Origin of the sequence: Phaeodactylibacter luteus, from assembly GCF_007993045.1 — a bacterium.
Taxonomy (GTDB): Bacteria; Bacteroidota; Bacteroidia; order Chitinophagales; family Saprospiraceae; genus Phaeodactylibacter; species Phaeodactylibacter luteus.
Window position 1 is genome coordinate 97468 of the sequence record NZ_VOOR01000015.1, and the last position, 19003, is coordinate 116470.

8 protein-coding genes are annotated in these 19003 nt (G+C 51.9%); 5 read left to right on the forward strand and 3 right to left on the reverse strand.

Annotated elements, in window-relative coordinates:
• Positions 1-186: 186 nt before the first annotated feature.
• Complete coding sequence (gene rpoB, locus FRY97_RS09180) at positions 187-4008, forward strand: DNA-directed RNA polymerase subunit beta (protein WP_147167153.1); 3822 nt, start codon at positions 187-189, stop codon at positions 4006-4008.
• A gap of 87 nt (positions 4009-4095) precedes the next feature.
• The gene (gene rpoC, locus FRY97_RS09185) at positions 4096-8403 is read left to right on the forward strand and encodes a DNA-directed RNA polymerase subunit beta' (protein WP_147167154.1); all 4308 of its coding nucleotides are present in this window, start codon (positions 4096-4098) and stop codon (positions 8401-8403) included.
• Between the two features lie 300 nt (positions 8404-8703).
• Here rpoC and FRY97_RS09190 read toward each other — a convergent pair whose 3' ends face one another.
• Together FRY97_RS09190 and FRY97_RS09195 are read right to left on the reverse strand one after the other, a co-directional pair.
• Complete coding sequence (locus FRY97_RS09190; protein ID WP_147167155.1) at positions 8704-9702, reverse strand: hypothetical protein; 999 nt, start codon at positions 9700-9702, stop codon at positions 8704-8706.
• Entirely contained in the window at positions 9695-10312 is a 618-nt protein-coding gene (locus tag FRY97_RS09195; protein ID WP_147167156.1) for an RNA polymerase sigma factor, read from the reverse strand. Before FRY97_RS09195 ends, FRY97_RS09190 begins: the two co-directional genes overlap by 8 nt.
• A 335-nt stretch (positions 10313-10647) precedes the next feature.
• Here FRY97_RS09195 and FRY97_RS09200 point away from each other — a divergent pair, with 335 nt between their 5' ends.
• From FRY97_RS09200 to FRY97_RS09210, 3 genes are all read left to right on the forward strand, one after another.
• Positions 10648-13350 (forward strand): S8 family serine peptidase, encoded by a 2703-nt coding sequence (locus tag FRY97_RS09200; RefSeq protein WP_147167157.1) that lies wholly within the window; start codon positions 10648-10650, stop codon positions 13348-13350.
• Positions 13351-13844: 494 nt separating this feature from the next.
• On the forward strand, positions 13845-17015 hold the full coding sequence (locus FRY97_RS09205; protein ID WP_147167158.1) for a CHAT domain-containing protein: 3171 nt from the start codon (positions 13845-13847) through the stop codon (positions 17013-17015).
• A 72-nt stretch (positions 17016-17087) separates the two neighbouring features.
• The gene (locus FRY97_RS09210; RefSeq protein WP_147167159.1) at positions 17088-18536 is read left to right on the forward strand and encodes a hypothetical protein; all 1449 of its coding nucleotides are present in this window, start codon (positions 17088-17090) and stop codon (positions 18534-18536) included.
• On the opposite strand, the gene FRY97_RS22325 is transcribed toward FRY97_RS09210, so the two are convergent.
• Positions 18537-18689, reverse strand: coding sequence for a hypothetical protein (locus FRY97_RS22325; protein ID WP_170254562.1), 153 nt, complete (start codon positions 18687-18689; stop codon positions 18537-18539). It lies immediately after the preceding gene.
• Positions 18690-19003 lie beyond the last annotated feature (314 nt).

Sequence of the window (19003 nt, forward strand, 5' to 3'; positions counted from 1 at the left end):
GGGAGGTTGCTCCCGCTCCAATCCGATACGGCAAAGGCTTAGCGAGTTGGCTCCCAACTGGCTAAGCCTATCGTCATATACATAAGTTCACGGATGTTGAACTTTTTCCATATTTTTGGGTATTATTACAGCGGCTGCTTTTGAGAGAAAGCTCTTGACTGCCAGGAACACAAATTATTATAGCCAATGACGTCAAACGGTAAGGTACTGACCGCCGAAGAGAAACGAGTGAGCTTCGGCAAAATCAAGCTTCCCTCACCATACCCTGATCTCCTTGAAATACAGTTGAAGTCTTTCCAGGAATTCTTCCAGCTGGAAACCACGCCGGAAAACCGGATGAACGAAGGGCTTTACAAGGTATTTCAGGAGAACTTTCCGATAACTGATGCCAGAAACATATTCGTACTGGAGTTCTTGGATTACTTCGTGGACCCGCCCCGCTACACTATCGACGAGTGTATGCAGCGGGGGCTCACTTATAGTGTCCCTCTAAAAGCTAAACTGCGCCTCTCTTGCAATGACGAGGAGCACGTTGACTTCCAGACGATTGTTCAGGACGTTTTCCTGGGGAATATCCCTTACATGACGCCCAAAGGTACTTTCGTTATCAATGGTGCGGAGCGTATTATTGTATCTCAGCTTCACCGCTCGCCCGGTGTTTTCTTTGGCCAGAGCTTCCACCCCAATGGTACGAAGATCTACTCTGCTAGGGTGATCCCTTTCAAAGGGGCTTGGATGGAATTTGCCACGGACATCAACACGGTCATGTACGCTTACATCGACCGGAAGAAGAAGTTCCCGGTTACGACCCTGATGCGTGCCATTGGTTATGATACCGATAAGGCTATCCTCGATATTTTTGACCTCGCTGACGAAATCCCTGCTACCCGGGAAACGCTCGAAAAGTCCATCGGCCGTAAGCTCGCCGCCCGGGTCTTGCGCAGCTGGACTGAAGACTTCGTCGATGAGGATACCGGAGAGGTGGTCACCATCGAACGCAATGAAATCATCCTGGAGCGTGATATCGTGCTCGATGAAGACAATATCGAGCTCATCCTTAATGCAGAAACCGAAAACGTTATCCTGCAAAAGGACGAAATCGACCAGGACTACTCCATCATATATAATACACTGCAAAAAGACCCTTCCAGCTCTGAAATGGAAGCGGTTCAGTATATCTACCGCCAATTGCGCGGTACCGACCCACCCGATGAGGAGACTGCACGCGGTATCATCGATAAGCTCTTCTTTTCCGATAAGCGCTACAACCTCGGTGAAGTGGGCCGCTACAAAATCAACCGCAAGCTTGGGCTGGACATTGAAAAGGAGGTCTTGGTGCTCACGCGCGAGGATATTATTTCCATCGTGCGTTACTTGGTCAGCCTGATCAACCAAAAGGCAGAGATCGACGACATCGACCACCTGAGCAACCGCCGCGTCCGCACAGTGGGCGAGCAGCTTTACGCACAATTCGGCGTTGGCCTTGCCCGTATGGCACGTACCATCCGTGAGCGCATGAACGTGCGCGACAACGAGGTGTTTACGCCCATCGACCTCATCAACGCGCGTACGCTGTCTTCGGTGATCAACTCTTTCTTTGGCACGAGCCAGCTGTCTCAGTTCTTAGACCAAACCAACCCGCTCTCTGAGATCACGCACAAGCGGCGTATCTCTGCACTGGGGCCTGGCGGCCTTTCACGGGAGCGCGCAGGCTTTGAGGTCCGGGACGTACACTACTCCCACTATGGCCGCCTTTGCACAATCGAGACACCGGAAGGGCCGAACATCGGCTTGATTTCCACCCTTTGCGTTCACGCTAAAGTGAACAAGATGGGCTTCCTGGAAACACCTTACCGTCGTGTAGATGAAGGAAATGTAGTGGTTACTGAGCAGCCTGTCTATCTCTCAGCTGAGGGTGAAGACTTTAAGCGTATTGCTCAAGCCAATGCTCCTATTACAGAAAAAGGTGCCTTCGAATCAGATCGGATTAAGAGCCGTGAGCACGGTGAATTCCCGGTATTGACTCCGGAGGAGATAGAATATATGGATGTTGCCCCGAACCAGATTGTAGGGGTTTCTGCATCGATGATCCCATTCTTGGAGAACGATGACGCCAACCGTGCCTTGATGGGCTCGAACATGCAGCGTCAGGCCGTGCCGCTTCTGCGCCCTCGTTCCCCGGTTGTGGGCACTGGCCTGGAAGGTAAAGTAGCCCGTGACTCCCGCATGCTTATTAATGCAGAAGGAGACGGTGTGGTGGAGTACGTTGATGCCAACGAAATCATCATCCGTTACGACCGTACAGAGGAAGAGCAGCTCGTATCTTTTGAGGATAACCGCAAAGTGTACAAGCTCATCAAATTCCGCCGTACAAACCAAGGCACAAGCATTAACCTGAAGCCAATCGTGAAACGTGGGCAGCGGGTAATCAAAGGGCAGATCCTGTGTGACGGCTACGCAACAGAACAAGGGGAGCTGGCGCTTGGGCAAAACCTTAAGGTCGCGTTCATGCCTTGGAAAGGGTACAACTTCGAGGATGCGATCGTGCTCTCTGAGCGTGTTGTGCGGGAAGATGTCTTCACTTCTATCCATATCGAGCACTTCGAGATGGACGTCCGGGATACAAAACTGGGCGAAGAAGAACTGACCAACGATATCCCTAACGTAAGCGAAGAGGCGACCAAAGACCTTGACGAGAACGGTATCATCCGCGTGGGCGCTTGGGTGCGCGAAAGCGATATCCTCATTGGCAAGATTACGCCTAAGGGCGAGTCGGACCCCACTCCGGAAGAGAAGCTGCTTCGGGCCATCTTCGGCGATAAAGCCGGCGATGTGAAGGATGCTTCTATGAAAGCGCCTCCTTCTACCAAAGGTGTCATCATAGACAAACAGCTCTTTGCACGTGCCAAAAAGGACAAGGTGCAGAAAGAGCAGGAGAAAGAGCTGCTGTCCAAGCTGGAAGATCAGCACAAGATCGCGCTCAACGAGCTGAAGACCATCCTGATCGACAAGCTGCTGTCGCTGGTCAAAGGCAAAGTTTCCCAAGGGGTACGGAGCATCTACAGCGAGCCTGTAATCGGCAAGGGGACTAAGTTTACACAAACCCAGCTGCGCGAAGTAGATTACACCAGTGTCGACTATTCCAATTGGACCGACGACGCCCACACCAACGCGCTGATCGCCAAACTGCTGCACAACTACAGCATTAAGGTGAACGAAGAGGTTGGCCGTTACAAGCGGGAAAAATTCAATATCAGCATTGGTGATGAGCTCCCTGCCGGTGTCCTCAAGCTGGCCAAAGTCTATATGGCGAAAAAGCGCAAGCTCCGTGTGGGCGATAAGCTCGCTGGCCGCCACGGCAACAAGGGTATTGTATCCCGGATTGTCCGTATAGAAGATATGCCATTCCTGGAAGATGGTACGGCGGTGGACATCGTCCTTAACCCGCTGGGCGTACCTTCCCGTATGAACTTGGGGCAGATTTTCGAGACGGTCTTGGGCTGGGCAGGAGAGAAGCTCGGCATGAAGTTTGGCACGCCGATCTTTGACGGCGCCAGCAAAGAAGAAATCGACGAGTACATTCAGCAGGCAGGCTTGCCAAGCCTTGGGCAGACTTACCTCTACGATGGAGAAACGGGCGACCGCTTCCATCAGCAGGCAACCGTAGGCGTTATTTATATGCTGAAGCTGTCTCATATGGTTGACGACAAGATGCACGCGCGTTCTATCGGCCCATACTCGCTGATCACACAGCAGCCGCTCGGCGGTAAAGCACAGTTTGGCGGGCAGCGTTTCGGAGAGATGGAGGTATGGGCACTCGAGGCATTCGGTGCATCCAACATCCTGCAGGAGCTGTTGACCATCAAGTCTGATGATATCAATGGACGGGCTAAGGCTTACGAGTCTATCGTAAAAGGTGACCCACTGCCAGAGCCAAGCATCCCAGAATCTTTTAACGTTCTGGTGCACGAGCTCCGGGGGCTTGCCCTTGACGTTAAGTTCGACTAAGGGAGCCCTTAGCCGGCTGTTCTAAACTGATTGTTTCAACTGGGGCGCCTTTTCCGAAAGGTGCCCCATACCAACAATATCCACTTTATGTCCTTTAAGAAACAAAACAGCGTTCAGACGCAGAACTTCGACAGCATCACCATCAGCCTTTCTTCTCCGGATGAAATCCTGGAGCGTTCCTACGGCGAGGTGTTGAAGCCGGAGACCATCAACTACCGGTCCTACAAGCCGGAGCGTGATGGGCTTTTCTGTGAGCGGATTTTTGGTCCGGTCAAAGACTATGAGTGCTACTGTGGCAAATACAAGCGCATCCGCTATAAAGGGATTGTTTGTGACCGCTGTGGCGTCGAAGTGACGGAAAAGAAGGTACGCCGTGAGCGCATGGGGCACATCAAGCTGGTCGTGCCTGTGGTTCATATTTGGTTCTTCAAGTCATTGCCCAACAAGATTGGCTATCTTCTGGGGCTGTCCTCCAAAAAGCTCGAGTCCATCATCTACTATGAGCGCTATGTGGTGATCCGCCCCGGCGTTAAAGAAGAAGAGGGCGTTGCTAAAATGGACCTGCTGACGGAAGAAGAGTACTTGGAAGTCTTGGATACCCTCCCACAGGACAACCAAATGCTCGATGATGAGGACCCCAACAAGTTTGTAGCAAAAATGGGGGCAGACGCGGTCCGCGACCTGCTCATGAGCCTGGATCTGGATCAGCTCTCTTTCGCCCTCCGGCACCAAGCTGCCAATGAGACTTCTCAGCAGCGTAAGTCGGAAGCGCTCAAGCGCCTTCGGGTAGTAGAAGCGTTCCGCGATGGGCTCTCCCGTATCGAGAACCGCCCGGAATGGACGGTCATTCAATACCTTCCTGTTGTGCCGCCTGAGCTGCGCCCTCTAGTACCGCTAGACGGTGGCCGTTTTGCCAGCTCTGACCTCAACGACTTGTACCGGCGCGTGATCATCCGCAACAACCGCCTGAAAAGGCTGTTGGAGATCAAAGCTCCGGAGGTTATCCTTCGCAATGAGAAGCGGATGCTGCAGGAAGCCGTAGACTCTCTCTTCGACAACTCCCGTAAGTCCAATGCTGTAAAAGCAGAGGGCGGGCGGGCACTGAAGTCGCTCAGCGATATCCTCAAAGGCAAGCAGGGCCGTTTCCGGCAAAACCTTTTGGGCAAGCGTGTGGACTACTCTGGCCGTTCGGTCATCGTGGTAGGGCCTACGCTGAAGCTGCACGAGTGTGGTATCCCAAAGGCGATGGCAGCGGAATTGTTCAAGCCTTTTGTTATCCGCAAGCTTATTGAGCGCGGTATCGTAAAAACAGTGAAGTCAGCCAAGAAACTGGTTGACCGCAAGGACCCGGTCATCTGGGAAATCTTGGAAAACATACTGAAAGGGCACCCGGTTATGCTCAACCGTGCCCCGACGCTTCACCGGCTTTCCATTCAGGCTTTCCAGCCTAAATTGATCGAAGGCAAGGCGATACAGCTCCACCCACTTGTGTGTGGCGCTTTCAACGCCGACTTCGACGGTGACCAAATGGCGGTGCACGTGCCCTTGAGCCACGCGGCCATCTTGGAAGCACAAGTGCTGATGCTCTCTGCCCACAACATGCTCAACCCGCAAAACGGTACACCAATCACCCTGCCTTCTCAGGATATGGTATTGGGCCTTTACTACATCACCAAGGAGCGCAAGTCTACCGATGAGGTGAAAGTAAAGGGCGAAGGCCGCCGTTTCTACTCTGCGGAGGAGGTCATTATCGCTTACAATGAAGGGCAATTGGACCTGCACGCCTCTATCAAAGTGCGCGTGCGTACAGAAGGCGAGGATGGGCAAATGACGACCAAGCTCATGGATACCACCACGGGCCGGGTACTGTTTAATCAGAATGTACCGGATTCCGTCCCTTATGTCAATGTACTGCTGACGAAGAAAAACCTGAAGCGGGTTATCGGCGGGGTACTCGAGCGTACCGACTTTGCCGTGACAGCACACTTCCTTGATGCCATCAAGGATATGGGCTTCCGCTGGGCATTCAAGGGCGGGCTGTCCTTTAACTTGGGCGACCTTATCGAGCCTTCTATTAAGGTGAAAACCTTGGAAGAAGCACAGGAAGAGGTGGACGAAGTTTGGGACAACTACAATATGGGCCTCATTACCAATAATGAGCGCTACAATCAGATTATCGATAAGTGGACTTATGCGGATAACCGCATCACTGATGTCCTCATGAAAGAGCTGGCGTCTCACAAACAGGGTTTCAACTCGGTTTATATGATGCTGGACTCCGGTGCGCGGGGTTCTAAACAGCAGATTAAGCAGCTGTGCGGACTGCGTGGCCTGATGGCGAAGCCTAGGAAATCTGGAGATACAGGAGGAGCGGTCATTGAAAACCCCATCCTCTCCAACTTCGTCGATGGGCTTTCTGTACTCGAGTACTTTATCTCTACCCACGGTGCCCGTAAGGGTCTGGCCGATACCGCTTTGAAGACAGCCGATGCAGGTTACCTGACTCGTCGTCTGGTAGACGTGGCACAGGACGTGGTTATCCTAGAGGATGATTGCGATACTTTGCGCGGAATTGAAACAACGGCACTGAAGGACAACGATAAAGTTATCGAAGACCTGAAGTCTCGGATCGAAGGCCGGTACACCTTGCACGATATTGTTCATCCTGAGACAGATGAAGTGATGTTGAAGGCTGGCGAATACATCACGCAGAGCATGGCCGAGCGCATCGAAGCGGAAGGCGTAGAGCAAGTGACTATCCGTTCGGTACTGACGTGCGACACCAAGCGTGGTGTTTGTGCCAAGTGCTACGGTAAGAACCTCGCTACAGGCCGGATTGCCGAAAGCGGCGATGCTGTCGGTATTATCGCGGCACAGTCGATCGGTGAGCCGGGCACTCAGCTGACCCTGCGGACTTTCCACGTAGGTGGTATCGCATCGGTCTCCAAGTCTGAGTCTGAAATTGTATCTAAGTTTGAAGGTAAGATTGAATTTGACAGCCTCCGTACGACCGAAATGGCGGACGAGGTCGGTGGTGATGCAAAAGACATCGTACTGTCCCGGACCGGTGAGGTCCGCATTGTAGATGCAAAAACTGGCAAGCAGTTTGCAAGCCACTACGTCCCTTACGGTGCTAACCTGCATGTGAAAGAAGGACAGACCGTTAAGAAGAGCGATCTGATCGCCGATTGGGACCCTTTCAACGCGGTGATCATCTCTGAATTCTCAGGGGTAGCCAAGTTTGAATCCATCGAAGAAGGCGCAACTTTCCGCGTAGAGCGGGATGATCAGACCGGCTACGCAGAGAAGGTGATCGTGGAAAGCAAGAACAAGCGTAAAATCCCAACTGTCAAAATCGTAAGTGCTGATGGAGAGGAGCTGCGCAGCTATAACCTGCCGGTGGGCTCTTACCTCTCTATTGATGAGGGCGATACCATCCGTGCGGGTCAGAAAATTGCCAAGATCCCGCGTAAGCTGGGCAAAATTGCGGATATCACCGGTGGCCTTCCAAGGGTAACCGAGCTTTTTGAAGCCCGTAACCCATCTAACCCCGCTGTGGTTTCCGAGATTGACGGTGTGGTATCCTTTGGCAAAATCAAGCGTGGTAACCGCGAAGTGATGGTAGAGGCTAAGGACGGGCAGAAGCGCAAGTACCTGATCGGCCTTTCTAAGCACATCCTGGTACAGGAGGGCGACTTTGTAAGGGCAGGCACTCCGCTGTCTGATGGCGCCACTGCCCCACGCGATATCCTGAACATCAAAGGGCCATTTGCTGTACAGAGCTATCTGGTCAATGGGGTACAGGAAGTATACCGTGCACAGGGTATCACCATCAACAATAAGCACATTGAGGTTATCGTGCGGCAAATGATGCGCCGGGTACAGATCGAGGATCCGGGCGATACAACTTTCCTGGAAGGCGAAGCGGTCGAGAAGTATGAATTCTTGGAGCAGAACGACTGGATCTTCGACAAGAAGATTGTAACGGAGAGCGGCGATTCTACGAACCTCCGCCCCGGGCAGCTCGTAACTTTGCGTCAGCTGCGGGAAGAGAACTCCCTGCTGCGCCGCAACGACAAAGAGCTCGTGCAGTACCGCGATGCGGTGCCGGCCACTTCAAGCTCGCTCTTGCAAGGTATCACTAGGTCATCCCTGGGCACAGAAAGCTGGATTTCAGCGGCTTCTTTCCAAGAGACGACCAAAGTGCTGAGCACAGCTGCTATAGGTGCTAAGATGGACTTCCTCAATGGATTGAAGGAGAACGTCATCGTTGGCAAGCGTATCCCTGCTGGTACGGGCATGCGCAAGTACAACGACCTGTTCGTTACCACAAAAGAGGCTCACGAAGAGCATGAAGCTCGCCGTAAGCAAATGGCAGAAGTAGCGGAGGACTAAAGTCCTAGCGCTTAGGAATAAAAGAAGCCCCCTACTAGCGTTTTGCCGGCAGGGGGTTTTCCTTTTTTTCTGGGATAGGAAATTGGCGGGCTAGCTGGGACGTAAACCAAAATGTCGCAGGCCTTGGGGCTCTTCGGGCTATACCTGGCATCGGCCTAGCGCTGCGAAGGGGTATAAGCCCGACAGGGCCGAGCGGATAGCGAGCCCCGTAGCATAGCGGCACCTGCATTAAGGGCAGGGGCAGGCCCCTATCCTTATGGAGGGGGCAGGCAAAAAAACGGTAATCGGGTTTGCGCCCGGTCAGTTCTGCCCGGGCCTATTGATCTGCCCTAATAACTGTTTAGCTTGCTGAAGTATTTTGGGGGAAGCGCTCTGAGCGGCCACCTGTTTTAAGGCATCCAAGCCTTTGGGGTTTTCAGTAGCTAAATAGGCTAGTGCAAGGTACCATTCCATTTCAGCTTGCTGAGAGTAGGGCTGTTGGGTCAGGCTTTCCAGGATGGGGATGGACTTTTCATATTCGCCCTTTTCAAAGTGGATGAAGGCAAGGTACTGCTGCGCATTAAGGTATTGCCGTTCTTGTGATTCGGGTACGGTAAGCAAGGCGGATTTGGCTTCGTCCAGTTTCCCTTCTCCCATCAGGCGATAACCTTTGGCTAGGGGGGGCTCACTAGCTTGCGCCCCTCTTCTGACTATTTTTAGCCCAGCGATAGGAGAGGTCGTATTCGCTACTGCTAGTGCCAACTGTTGCATTTCAGCAGCTGGCGGAGCTGCTTCTTGATCGTTAGCGATTGGTGGCGTTGCTTCCGGCTCTTGTTCGCCCGTGCCCGTAGCAGGTGCCGTTTCCTGTGAGGAAGGCTGAAGAGATTCTGTTTTTTTCGGAGTATCACCCGAGGGCTCAGTCTCGTTGAGTTGAGGCACAGAAGATGGCGTTTCGGTTACCGCATTTAAGGCTTCACTTTCCTCGCCTGAGGGCCATGACCAAATTAAGAATCCGGTAAAAACGACGATCACGAAGCCCCAGGCCGCCCATTTGCCCGGGAATTTGCTGGCGTTGGGTTGAGGAGAGCCATCAGCTACTGCAGTGGGGGGAGAGGCTTCTTCATTCCACGCTTTCATCATTTCGTCCAGCTTTTCATCGATCATGACTTCTGCGAGCTCCCGCTCTAGGCGCACCAATTCCAGTTGGTCAGCTACGTCCTTATCGGAGTCAATGAGCTGCCGGACTTCAGCCTGTTCTGCTGCATCCAAACTGCCTTTTAGATAGGCATCAAGCTTTTCATGTAGGGTAGCTTTATCCATAGCTCAAGCTTTTTAGAAGTGCGTTTAAGGTAGGTTGGCTGGCCAGTTTTTCTTTGAGCTTGGTCATGCAGCGGTATCTGATTTTACGGACGGCTTCTTCCGCCTCAATTTCCAGCTTTTGCTTTATCTCTTCACTATTATAGCCTTCATACCCTAGTAGGATGACCTTTTTGCACCGGTCGCCGAGCAGCGCCAGCACTTTTTGCAGCTGGCTTTTCCTTTCTTGGCTCATCATCCGGGTTTCTGGCGTGTGCTGGTATTCTTCATCGAGTGTTTCCTCTTTGTCCGTAAGGGTAGTCCGCTGGTAGAAGCTTTTTTTCAAGCCGTCGAGCCAGCAGCGGATACAAATGCCTACAAAGAAGGTATGCAAGCTGCTCCTGCCTTCGAATTTGCCATTCAAAAGATGCCGGTAAAACGCTTTGAACCCTTCCTGGAAGGCATCCTGTGCATCATTTGCACTTCCTCCCTTTTGCTGGATTTTGCGTACGACCGAAGCTCTCAGCTGCTGGTCAGTAAAGAAGGCTTCCAGGGCGTTGGCCCTTTCCTGTTCGCTGCCCCTGATCATGTTCAGGAGCTGCTCATCGGAGTACTGAGGTTTAGTTCTAGGCATACGGTATGTTTAATGGGGCAAGTACAGCAATAAATGTATCTAAAATAAAGGAAATCAGTGAACTGTGGGCTTGCGAAAAGAAAGAAAAAGGATGGCTTTCACCTTTTCAACCTTATACAATAGGTGATTGCCACTGCTGTATTGGCAAGAGTTGTTGCGCATAGTTGGCTTAAGTTGTACCCTTATAGATGGGGAATATTGGTTTTTACAAAAGGAAGCGTGTTCAATAGCTTGGGAAAATATGCTGCTGGAAAAAAGGGCGTATCAGTGAGACATTTGGGCCGTTGCCCCCACTAACAGAGCAGTTCAATAACCTTTAAATTCCTTATGCACTTATGGAAAACCAAGCTATCATTTCCGTTTCGTCATTGCTGTCCATTATATTATTGCTGCTTTTGCCAGCCGCCGCTCAGTCTCAGCAGCAGGGCATTCCCGGTGAATACTATGAGGGGAGGGTTTATGTGAAAATTCAGGAGGCAGCGGGCGTTCAATGGGCCAATATGGACAGCCTGCAAGACCTGTCAGCCTACGGGCCATTTGCAGAGCTGTTCAGGGCATTTGGTGTATACCGCATTCACAAGCCATTCGGCAGGCTTTCAAGCTCTTTTTTTGACCATACTTATCAACTGCATTTCTCTGAAACTGGCAAAGAACAGGCGTTCATACAACTGCTGATGCGGGAGCCTGCAGTAGAATTTGCAGAGCAGGTGCCGGTCATGCGCTCCTTTTATACGCCCAATGATGCCTATGCAAACAACTCCGATCAGTGGTTCCTTGCTCAGATTGATGCTTACGATGCCTGGGACCTGCACCAGGAAGGAGAAGAGGTAGTTGTTGCAATAACGGATGATGCGGTGAAATGGGACCATGAGGACTTAGAGGGCAACCTTTGGATAAATGAGGCAGAGTACGTTGGGATAGAAGGGATAGATGATGATGGGAATGGGTATATAGATGACTACATCGGCTGGGATGCGGCCAATTGGGACAATGACCCCCGGCCTCCGGCTTATGCATCTTCAGCTGTTTTTTCTCATGGCACCCACTGCGCAGGCATTGCCGGTGCGGTAACTGACAACTGGGTTGGAGGGGCCTCTATTTCTTTTAACAATGCCCGGATCATGTCGTGTAAAGGGAAACTAGATGGTACAACGGGGACCGGAATTGACGAAGCGTGGGGCGCGTTTGCATACGCGGTGGCAGCGGGAGCGGAAATCATCAGTTGTTCGTGGGGCGGGAGTTTTTCTGTGGTGAACTCCAACCTTGTGAGCCTGGCCATTGATAATGGCGCGATAGTGGTCGCAGCTGCGGGCAATGATAATACTTCAATCCCTTCTTACCCTGCAGCTTACACCGGAGTGTTGGCTGTTGCCAATACACGTTCTGGAGATGTGCGCAACCCTAGCTCCAATTATGGATCCTGGGTGGATATAGCAGCCCCAGGTACAGATATCTTAAGCCCGATCGCTTTCAATCAGAGCAGTTACGATGCCTTTAACGGCACTTCGATGTCCTGCCCGATGGTGGCAGGGCTGCTGGCGCACATGAAGTCTTACAAGCCCAATGCGGCAAATGAGGAAATAATCGGCTGTTTGCTGAGCAGTGCTGATAATATCGATGTTGTCAACCCTGGTTTTGTGGGTGCGCTGGGCAGCGGCCGCATCAATGCACGGGCTGCTTTGGAATGCCTGGATGGCGGCGGCGGTGGGGGTTGCAATGGGATTGCGCTAGGATTGACCATTACCCTGGACGATTACGGAGATGAAACGACTTGGGGCATATTCCAAGCCGGCAATTTGGTTGCCTATGGTGGGCCTTATGAAGGGGATGCAGAGGGAGAGGTAATACAGGAAGAAGTTTGCCTACAAGAAGGCTGCTATGACCTGTTCTTTTTCGATGATTTCGGCGATGGGATGTGCTGTGACTTTGGGGAAGGCGGTTATACGCTGTCACTGCCAAATGGAGAAGTGTTGGCATCGGGGGGCAGTTTTGAGGAGGAAGAAGTTACCCCTTTTTGCGTAAGCGGTGATGGCGGCGGCAGCGGTTGCCCACCCCCTGGTGATCTGCATGCCCTGGAGGTGGGGTATTCTCATGCATACCTGGACTGGTCTCCGGTCAGCGGAGGAGCGGATGCTTACCGGACCCGGTTTAAAACAGAGGGGCAGACAGGCTGGATAACAGGCAGCTGGTTTACTTCGACCTCCACCATTTGGGGGAATATGCAGCCCTGCCGCGATTATGAATTTCAGGTGCAGTCGCGCTGCGATGGTGCCGAAGGCGAATTTTCAAGTTCAGTCCTTCTCTCTACGCGGGGGTGTGCAGATGCGTACTGCTACTCCTACGGTACCACTTGGGATGACTGGATTGCAAGGGTGCAGCTCAAGGAGATTGACCATGAAACGGGCAAATCTTATGGTTTTGGCGATTATATGAGCCTGTCTGCGGGCTTAGAGCAGGGCGCTCAGTATCCGCTTACACTGACACCGGATACAGATGACAACCAGCAAACGGTGTACTGGCGGGTGTGGATAGACTTTAATCAGGATGGTGATTTCCAGGATGCAAATGAATTGGTTTTTCAAGAGTCTGCAATGAATACCATTCCAGTTTCCGGGGCTATCAATATTCCAGGGGATGCTCCTGTAGGGGCAACCCGCATGCGGGTAAGCATGGACCCCAATGGTTTTGCCGGGCCCTGTAGTACAGGCAGCGCCCGGGAGGTAGAAGACTACACAGTAGTCATTAATGAGGGGAGCCCGACTTCTAGTTCATTGGAAGAGGGTGCTGCTGCTTTGGTACAGGTATTTCCTAACCCGGCACGTGAGAAGCTCCACGTTCAGTTGGTGGGGGCAATCTATGGATCTGCCAGCTTTTCTTTATTGAACGCACAGGGGCAAGTAGTGAGGCAATGGCCAGGGCTTTTGGTGAGCGAAAGCCAGGCCGTAAGTTTGGGGGTTAGTGGATTGCCCCCGGGGCTGTTTTGGCTGGAAGTGAACTGGGCGTCGTCCCGGGCTGTGAAAAAAATAGTCATACATTAGATTCAATCAACAGAGGCTGCCTTAACCGGTGGCCCTTGTTGTAAATTCAAGGCGTGCTCACGTTTGTTGCTAAAGCAGCAGCTGGAGCGTAAACCAAAATGTCGCAGGCCTTGAGGCTCTCCGGGCTATACCTGGCATTGGCCTAGCGCTGCGAAGGGGTGTAAGAGCTAGTTAGGGTTTTACACTTCGGGCTGCTCTTGCCGAATTTTGTCCTGCTCTTCGTTGTTCTTCGGTCACGTAGCTAAGGCTATTGGATTCAAGAATGGGGCCCTTTGTCCCATTCTTGAATATATCACGCCTCGATCAGGGCAAAATTTGGCTGCGTTCGCTCCAAAAGTAAAATCCTAACTAGCTCTAAGCCCGGTAGGGCCGAGCGGATAGCGAGCCCCGTAGCATAGCGGCACCTGCCCACTGGGGCAGGGGCAGGCCCCTCCCGTTGGGCAAAAAAGACAATCTGATTTGCGCCTCAGTGGCTTTAAAAACCCCGGTTATTTATGAAGACTACTTTGCTTTCGCTCGCCGTTTTAGGTTTTGTTTGTATGGTTTCGGCTCAGGTGCCCGGTACTTCGATAAAAGACTCTGCTGATGCAGAAATCGTGCTCCACCAAGTCGATACCCTAATCAAACAACGGGAATACGCCGCTGCGCTGGAATTGGTCAAAGCAGTTAAGCCAGATTTTATTGATGCTTTTGGAGACCGAAACCCGCTGCTGGCAGATTTAGTCAATTTTGAGGGCGAGGTGTATTATTTTACCAGAGACATGGATCAGGCTGGCCGGGCTTTTAATCAGGTGCTGTCCATCAGGCAAGAGCACTTTGGCCCGGAGGCTGCTGAGACGTTGCTGGCCTACCGGAGCTTGGCCATTTGCTACAACCGGGCTCAGGACTACAAAAAAGCGATAGAAGTTGGCGAAGCCCTGTTGAAGGTTTATGCAGGTCAGAGCAAGGCGCCTACCCATGATAAGGCGGATGCCTTGGCCATCATCGGGAACGCTTATACTGCCCTGGCAGATTATGATCTTGCGGTTACTTATCAGGAGAGGGCACTTCAGGAACGGCTTTACGCAGCGCCGAAGGACCTTCGAAAGGTGGCACGCGCCCATAATGCGGTGGGGTATGCGTACTACCAAATGGGAGATAATGATAAAGCCATTGAGCATTATTCAGCAGCGCTTGACCTAGCCACTGATCTTTTTGGAGCGGAAGACCTGAACTTGGTCTTACCCCTGAGCAATCTCGCATCGGCCCATCAGACAAAAGGCGACTACAGGGCTGCTGTTGAACTACAGCTGAAAGCCATAGATATTCTACTTGCACATCCCCAGGGCAATGAGTACAGCCTCGCGCTGAGCTATAATAATCTTGGCGCCTGCTATGCTGAAATGAACGACTATGCCAGGGCGCTCCAATTTCATGAAAAAGCACTTGCGATCAAGAAACAGGCTTTTCCTGAGGGTTATGCCGATTTGGCTTTGTCTTACAACAACATCGGAAGCTGCCATCAATCAATGTTTGACCCGGAGCGCGCTGCTCCGATTTACAAGCAGGCTGTTGCATTACAGGAAAAGGTAACGCAGGGGGGAGAAAAAGCACTGGGGATCTACCTTAACAATGAGGGGACTGTTTTGGTAGAACTGGGGGAAATAGAAGCGGCCATTGCTGCGCATGAGCGTGCCTTGGAGGTTCAGGGAAAGGTGCTGACAGAGCAGCATCAGGACTTAGCATTATCTCACGTCAATTACGGCGCCGCGCTTCAGGGGCAAGGGCGGCATTCAGAGGCTTACAGCCACTTTGGACAGGCATTGGAAATTTGGGAGAAAGCATATGGCCCGAGGCACTACCGGGTGGCTTCCGCCCATAAACATTTAGGAGATCATTATGCTGTGGGAGGGGATATGGAACAAGCAAAATGGCACTATCAAAAGAGCCTGGATGCAAATGGATGGTCAATGGAAGGCTTCTCCAGCGTCATGTCATTAGAGTTTTTGCTCAATACTCTGGAGGCGTACTCGAAAATGTATGCATCTGGCCGCCCAAGCCCCGATTACGAACAGGCCGTCATCTGGTCCGATCGAGCGGTGGATGCGCTCCGCTACCAACAGCAAGGGCTGAGCAATTCGGCTTCCCGTTTGCCATGGCGTCAGCGCTATCAGCGGTTGTTTGAATTAGGGATAAATAACCGGCTCAGAAAGGGAAGGGAAGCCGCAAATACAGACCCCGTTTTGTTTCAGTACACTGAAGAAAGCAAGGCTGCTATTCTCTACAGTCAGTTACAGGAGTCCAACGCCCTCCACTACGCCGGTATCCCCGACACCCTCCTCGAGAAAGAATACGGCCTGCGTGTAGATCTCACCTACTACGATAAAAAGCGGCAGGAAAAACTCCAGGAAGGCCTGGAAGAAACCGACACCACAGTACTCGCCATCAGCTCCCAGCTCTTTGACCTCAATCAAGCCTATGACAGCCTCCATGCACGATTGGAAAGCGATTATCCAGAATATTACCAGCTCAAGTACGACCTCAGCACCGTAAGCGTGGAAGAAGTACAAATGGAGATATTGGAGGAAGGCCAAGCCCTACTCGAATACTTCGTAGGCGACAGCTCCATCTTCATCTTCAGAATCGAAAAGGATAGGTATGAGGTAAAAGAAGTAAAACGGGACTTCCCGCTTGAGGAATGGGTACAACAATTGCGCGGCAATATCAGTCAGCCGATGCCTTTTGCCTACGAAGCTTACCTGGAAGTGGCGCCGAAACTCTATGAGAAGCTCATCGCGCCGGTAGCCGAAGGCTTGCCCGAACAGCTTGTCATTGTACCGGATGGCATCTTGGGGTACATCCCGTTTGAGGCTTTGCTGATGGAAAAGCCCGATGCGAATAATTTATATGCCGCCGAGCGATTGCTCTACCTGCTCCGGGAGCATCAGGTCAGCTATTGTTATTCGGCTACGCTGCTGAAGGAAATGAAAGAGAAAAAACACCGGAAAGCACCCACGCGCGAACTATTGGCGGTAGCTCCTTTTGCAGCGGTGGATACAGTATTGTCCAGCCACCTCGACCAGAGTGATTGGCTGGCGAGCACACGTAGCGATACGCTTTGGGGCTTACCGTACACGCAGGCAGAGCTGGACAGCATTCAAAGGGTCTTCCAAACAGACGCCTTCTACGGAGCAGAAGCCACCGAAGCATTGTTCGTAGAAAGAGCGGGAGACTATCGCATCCTCCATTTATCGACCCACGGAAAAGCTGACCCTCGGATTGGTGACTACTCCTATCTGGCCTTCTACCCACAACCGGACAGTACGGAGAATGAACTGCTCTACGTCCGTGACCTGTACAATCTTCAGCTGAACGCCGACCTGGTGGTGCTCTCTGCCTGCGAGACCGGCACGGGAGAGCTGCAGCGCGGCGAAGGCATCATCAGCCTGGCACGGGCCTTTGCTTATGCCGGCGCCAAGAGTATTGCCACCACGCTCTGGCAGGTCAATGATGAAAGCACGCAGGAGTTGATGGCCCGCTTTTATCAGCACCTTAAATCGGGGATGACCAAGGATGCCGCCTTACGGCAGGCCAAGCTGGATTACCTGGACGGACATAGCGATACGGGTGCCTATCCCTTTTATTGGGCGGCGTTTATTGGGGTGGGGGATATAGCCCCCTTCTAAACAGAGGCGAGGGGAAAAGGGTGGAATACGAAATTTTCCTATCTTCTACCCTGAAATCCACTGCCCACTGCCATGCACAATACAAAGCTTGCCCGCACAATAGGGGCCTTCGCAACTGATGAGCTGAAGGCTGTCCGAAAGGCTGTTTTGCAAAAAGCAAGGCGCCGGGATTCTCCTGTGGTAAAGCTTTGGGATGCGCTTGTGCCTTTCCACCCCGGATTTGATGATGAGCAACTGGACCTGAAGTACTTGTTCCGAAAGGCTTACTGGGGAGAAGAGTACGAGCCGCAAAAGCTCCGTAACCTGATGACCACCTTGCAGCAGTATATCGAACAGTACCTGATTGATGCAGAGCTGCAGGCACAACCGCAGTCCCAACAATTCCTGCTTGTACAGGCCCTGCATAGAAGGAGGCGTACGGGGGCGTTCGAAAGAGCCCTGAATGACGGGCTGAAAAAACTGGAGAGCGCTCCGGATGGGCTACTGAAACTACAGGCGCGCCTGGCTTTATTGCACGAACGGTATTTTTTTGATAACATCCAAAAGAACGAACAGCGAACGGAGGACTTACATCAGTTAGCGCAAGCCTTGAATGAAATGCTCGCCCACCAATTGCTGATTTATGGTATTGATCGATCCGTAAGAAGGATGACACTACCCGATGACACCACCTTTCTTGGATTGGAGGAAGCGCTTTCTTTCGCAGCCGGTGATGAAGCCCCTGAAGTGTTGCAGTTTTTTCATCAGTTGTGGAAGCTATATACCGGGGGCGTCAATGATGCACTTTTTCTGAAATTGAAGGCTGTCTTTTTTGCTAATTATGGTTCATGGGGTGAATTTGAAGTCAGTTTGGCTCTTAAAACGCTCATCAATTACTTGGCACCTTTGGCTGCAGGCAATAGGGAACCCTATATCTCTCAGCTTTTTGAGCTTTTCCAGTTTGGGTATGCTCAAGAGCTTATCGTGGTAGATAACCAATTGACGGCGGCCCGCTTTTTGAATTCGGTGGTCACTGGGCTGATGGCCCGAAAATTTGACTGGGTAGAGCAGTTTATTGACTCGCATGCGGTCTATCTGCTCAAGGATAAGGCAGAAACCTTGACCTTAGCCCGGGTCTATCTGCTGTACTATAAAGGATGGCACGCCAATGCGCCTGATCTGTTGGATGAGGCTTTAGGCATCATAAGTAAAACCCCGTATGATGGGTGGTTTTTCAAGCTTCGGCTGAGGATGCTCGAAGTGCGGATATTTTGCGATACTTATGGCACCCGGGATTACTCCGTTTCTTTTGTTTTGGAGCGGATTGCCAGCTTTAGGAGGTTCATTGACCGGTCGGGCAATGGTGAAACCGCTGCGGGGCAACGCTATAAGAAATGTTTGGGGTATTGCCGGCAGGTCATCAAAATGAAATCGCTGCCATACGTTGACCCGCTTAGGAAAAAGGGCTTAGCCGACGAAATAAAGGCAGAGCAGCAGTTGATGCTGCAAGACTGGCTGCTCTACCATTTAGACAGGCTGTGATTAGCCATCAATAATATCCTCATTACCGATCAGGCCATTGTCGTCCGGTGGCGGTGGCGGGGCATTTTCACCGCCCTTCACTTTTTTGCAGGCTTTTTTAGAAAGCACAGCAGAGGCAGGCAGCAAGGCTGCCAATTCAGCAATCGTCTTCATGGCACTAAAGATTTTCGTGTTAGAAAATGGCGGTAAGCCTGCTTTGGGCAGGGCAATACCGTTCAGTGCCTGCGTGCCGCTCGCGATCAGCCTGGCAGGTGAAAAAGCTTATCCAGAAATATCCACTGAGTGGTTACACTTGTTTAGTGGAGGCTGAGCTCAGATTGTCCCCTCTGCGGATAGTTTTTTTGGGCGTGAGCCAAAATGTCGCGGGCGTTTATGCTGTTCAGGCTCTAGTGCCTCAAGCCAAAAATCCTTGCCACCCCAAGTTTCGTTCTTTTCCGCCTACTCTTCGTTAAAGAACCGCTCCTTTA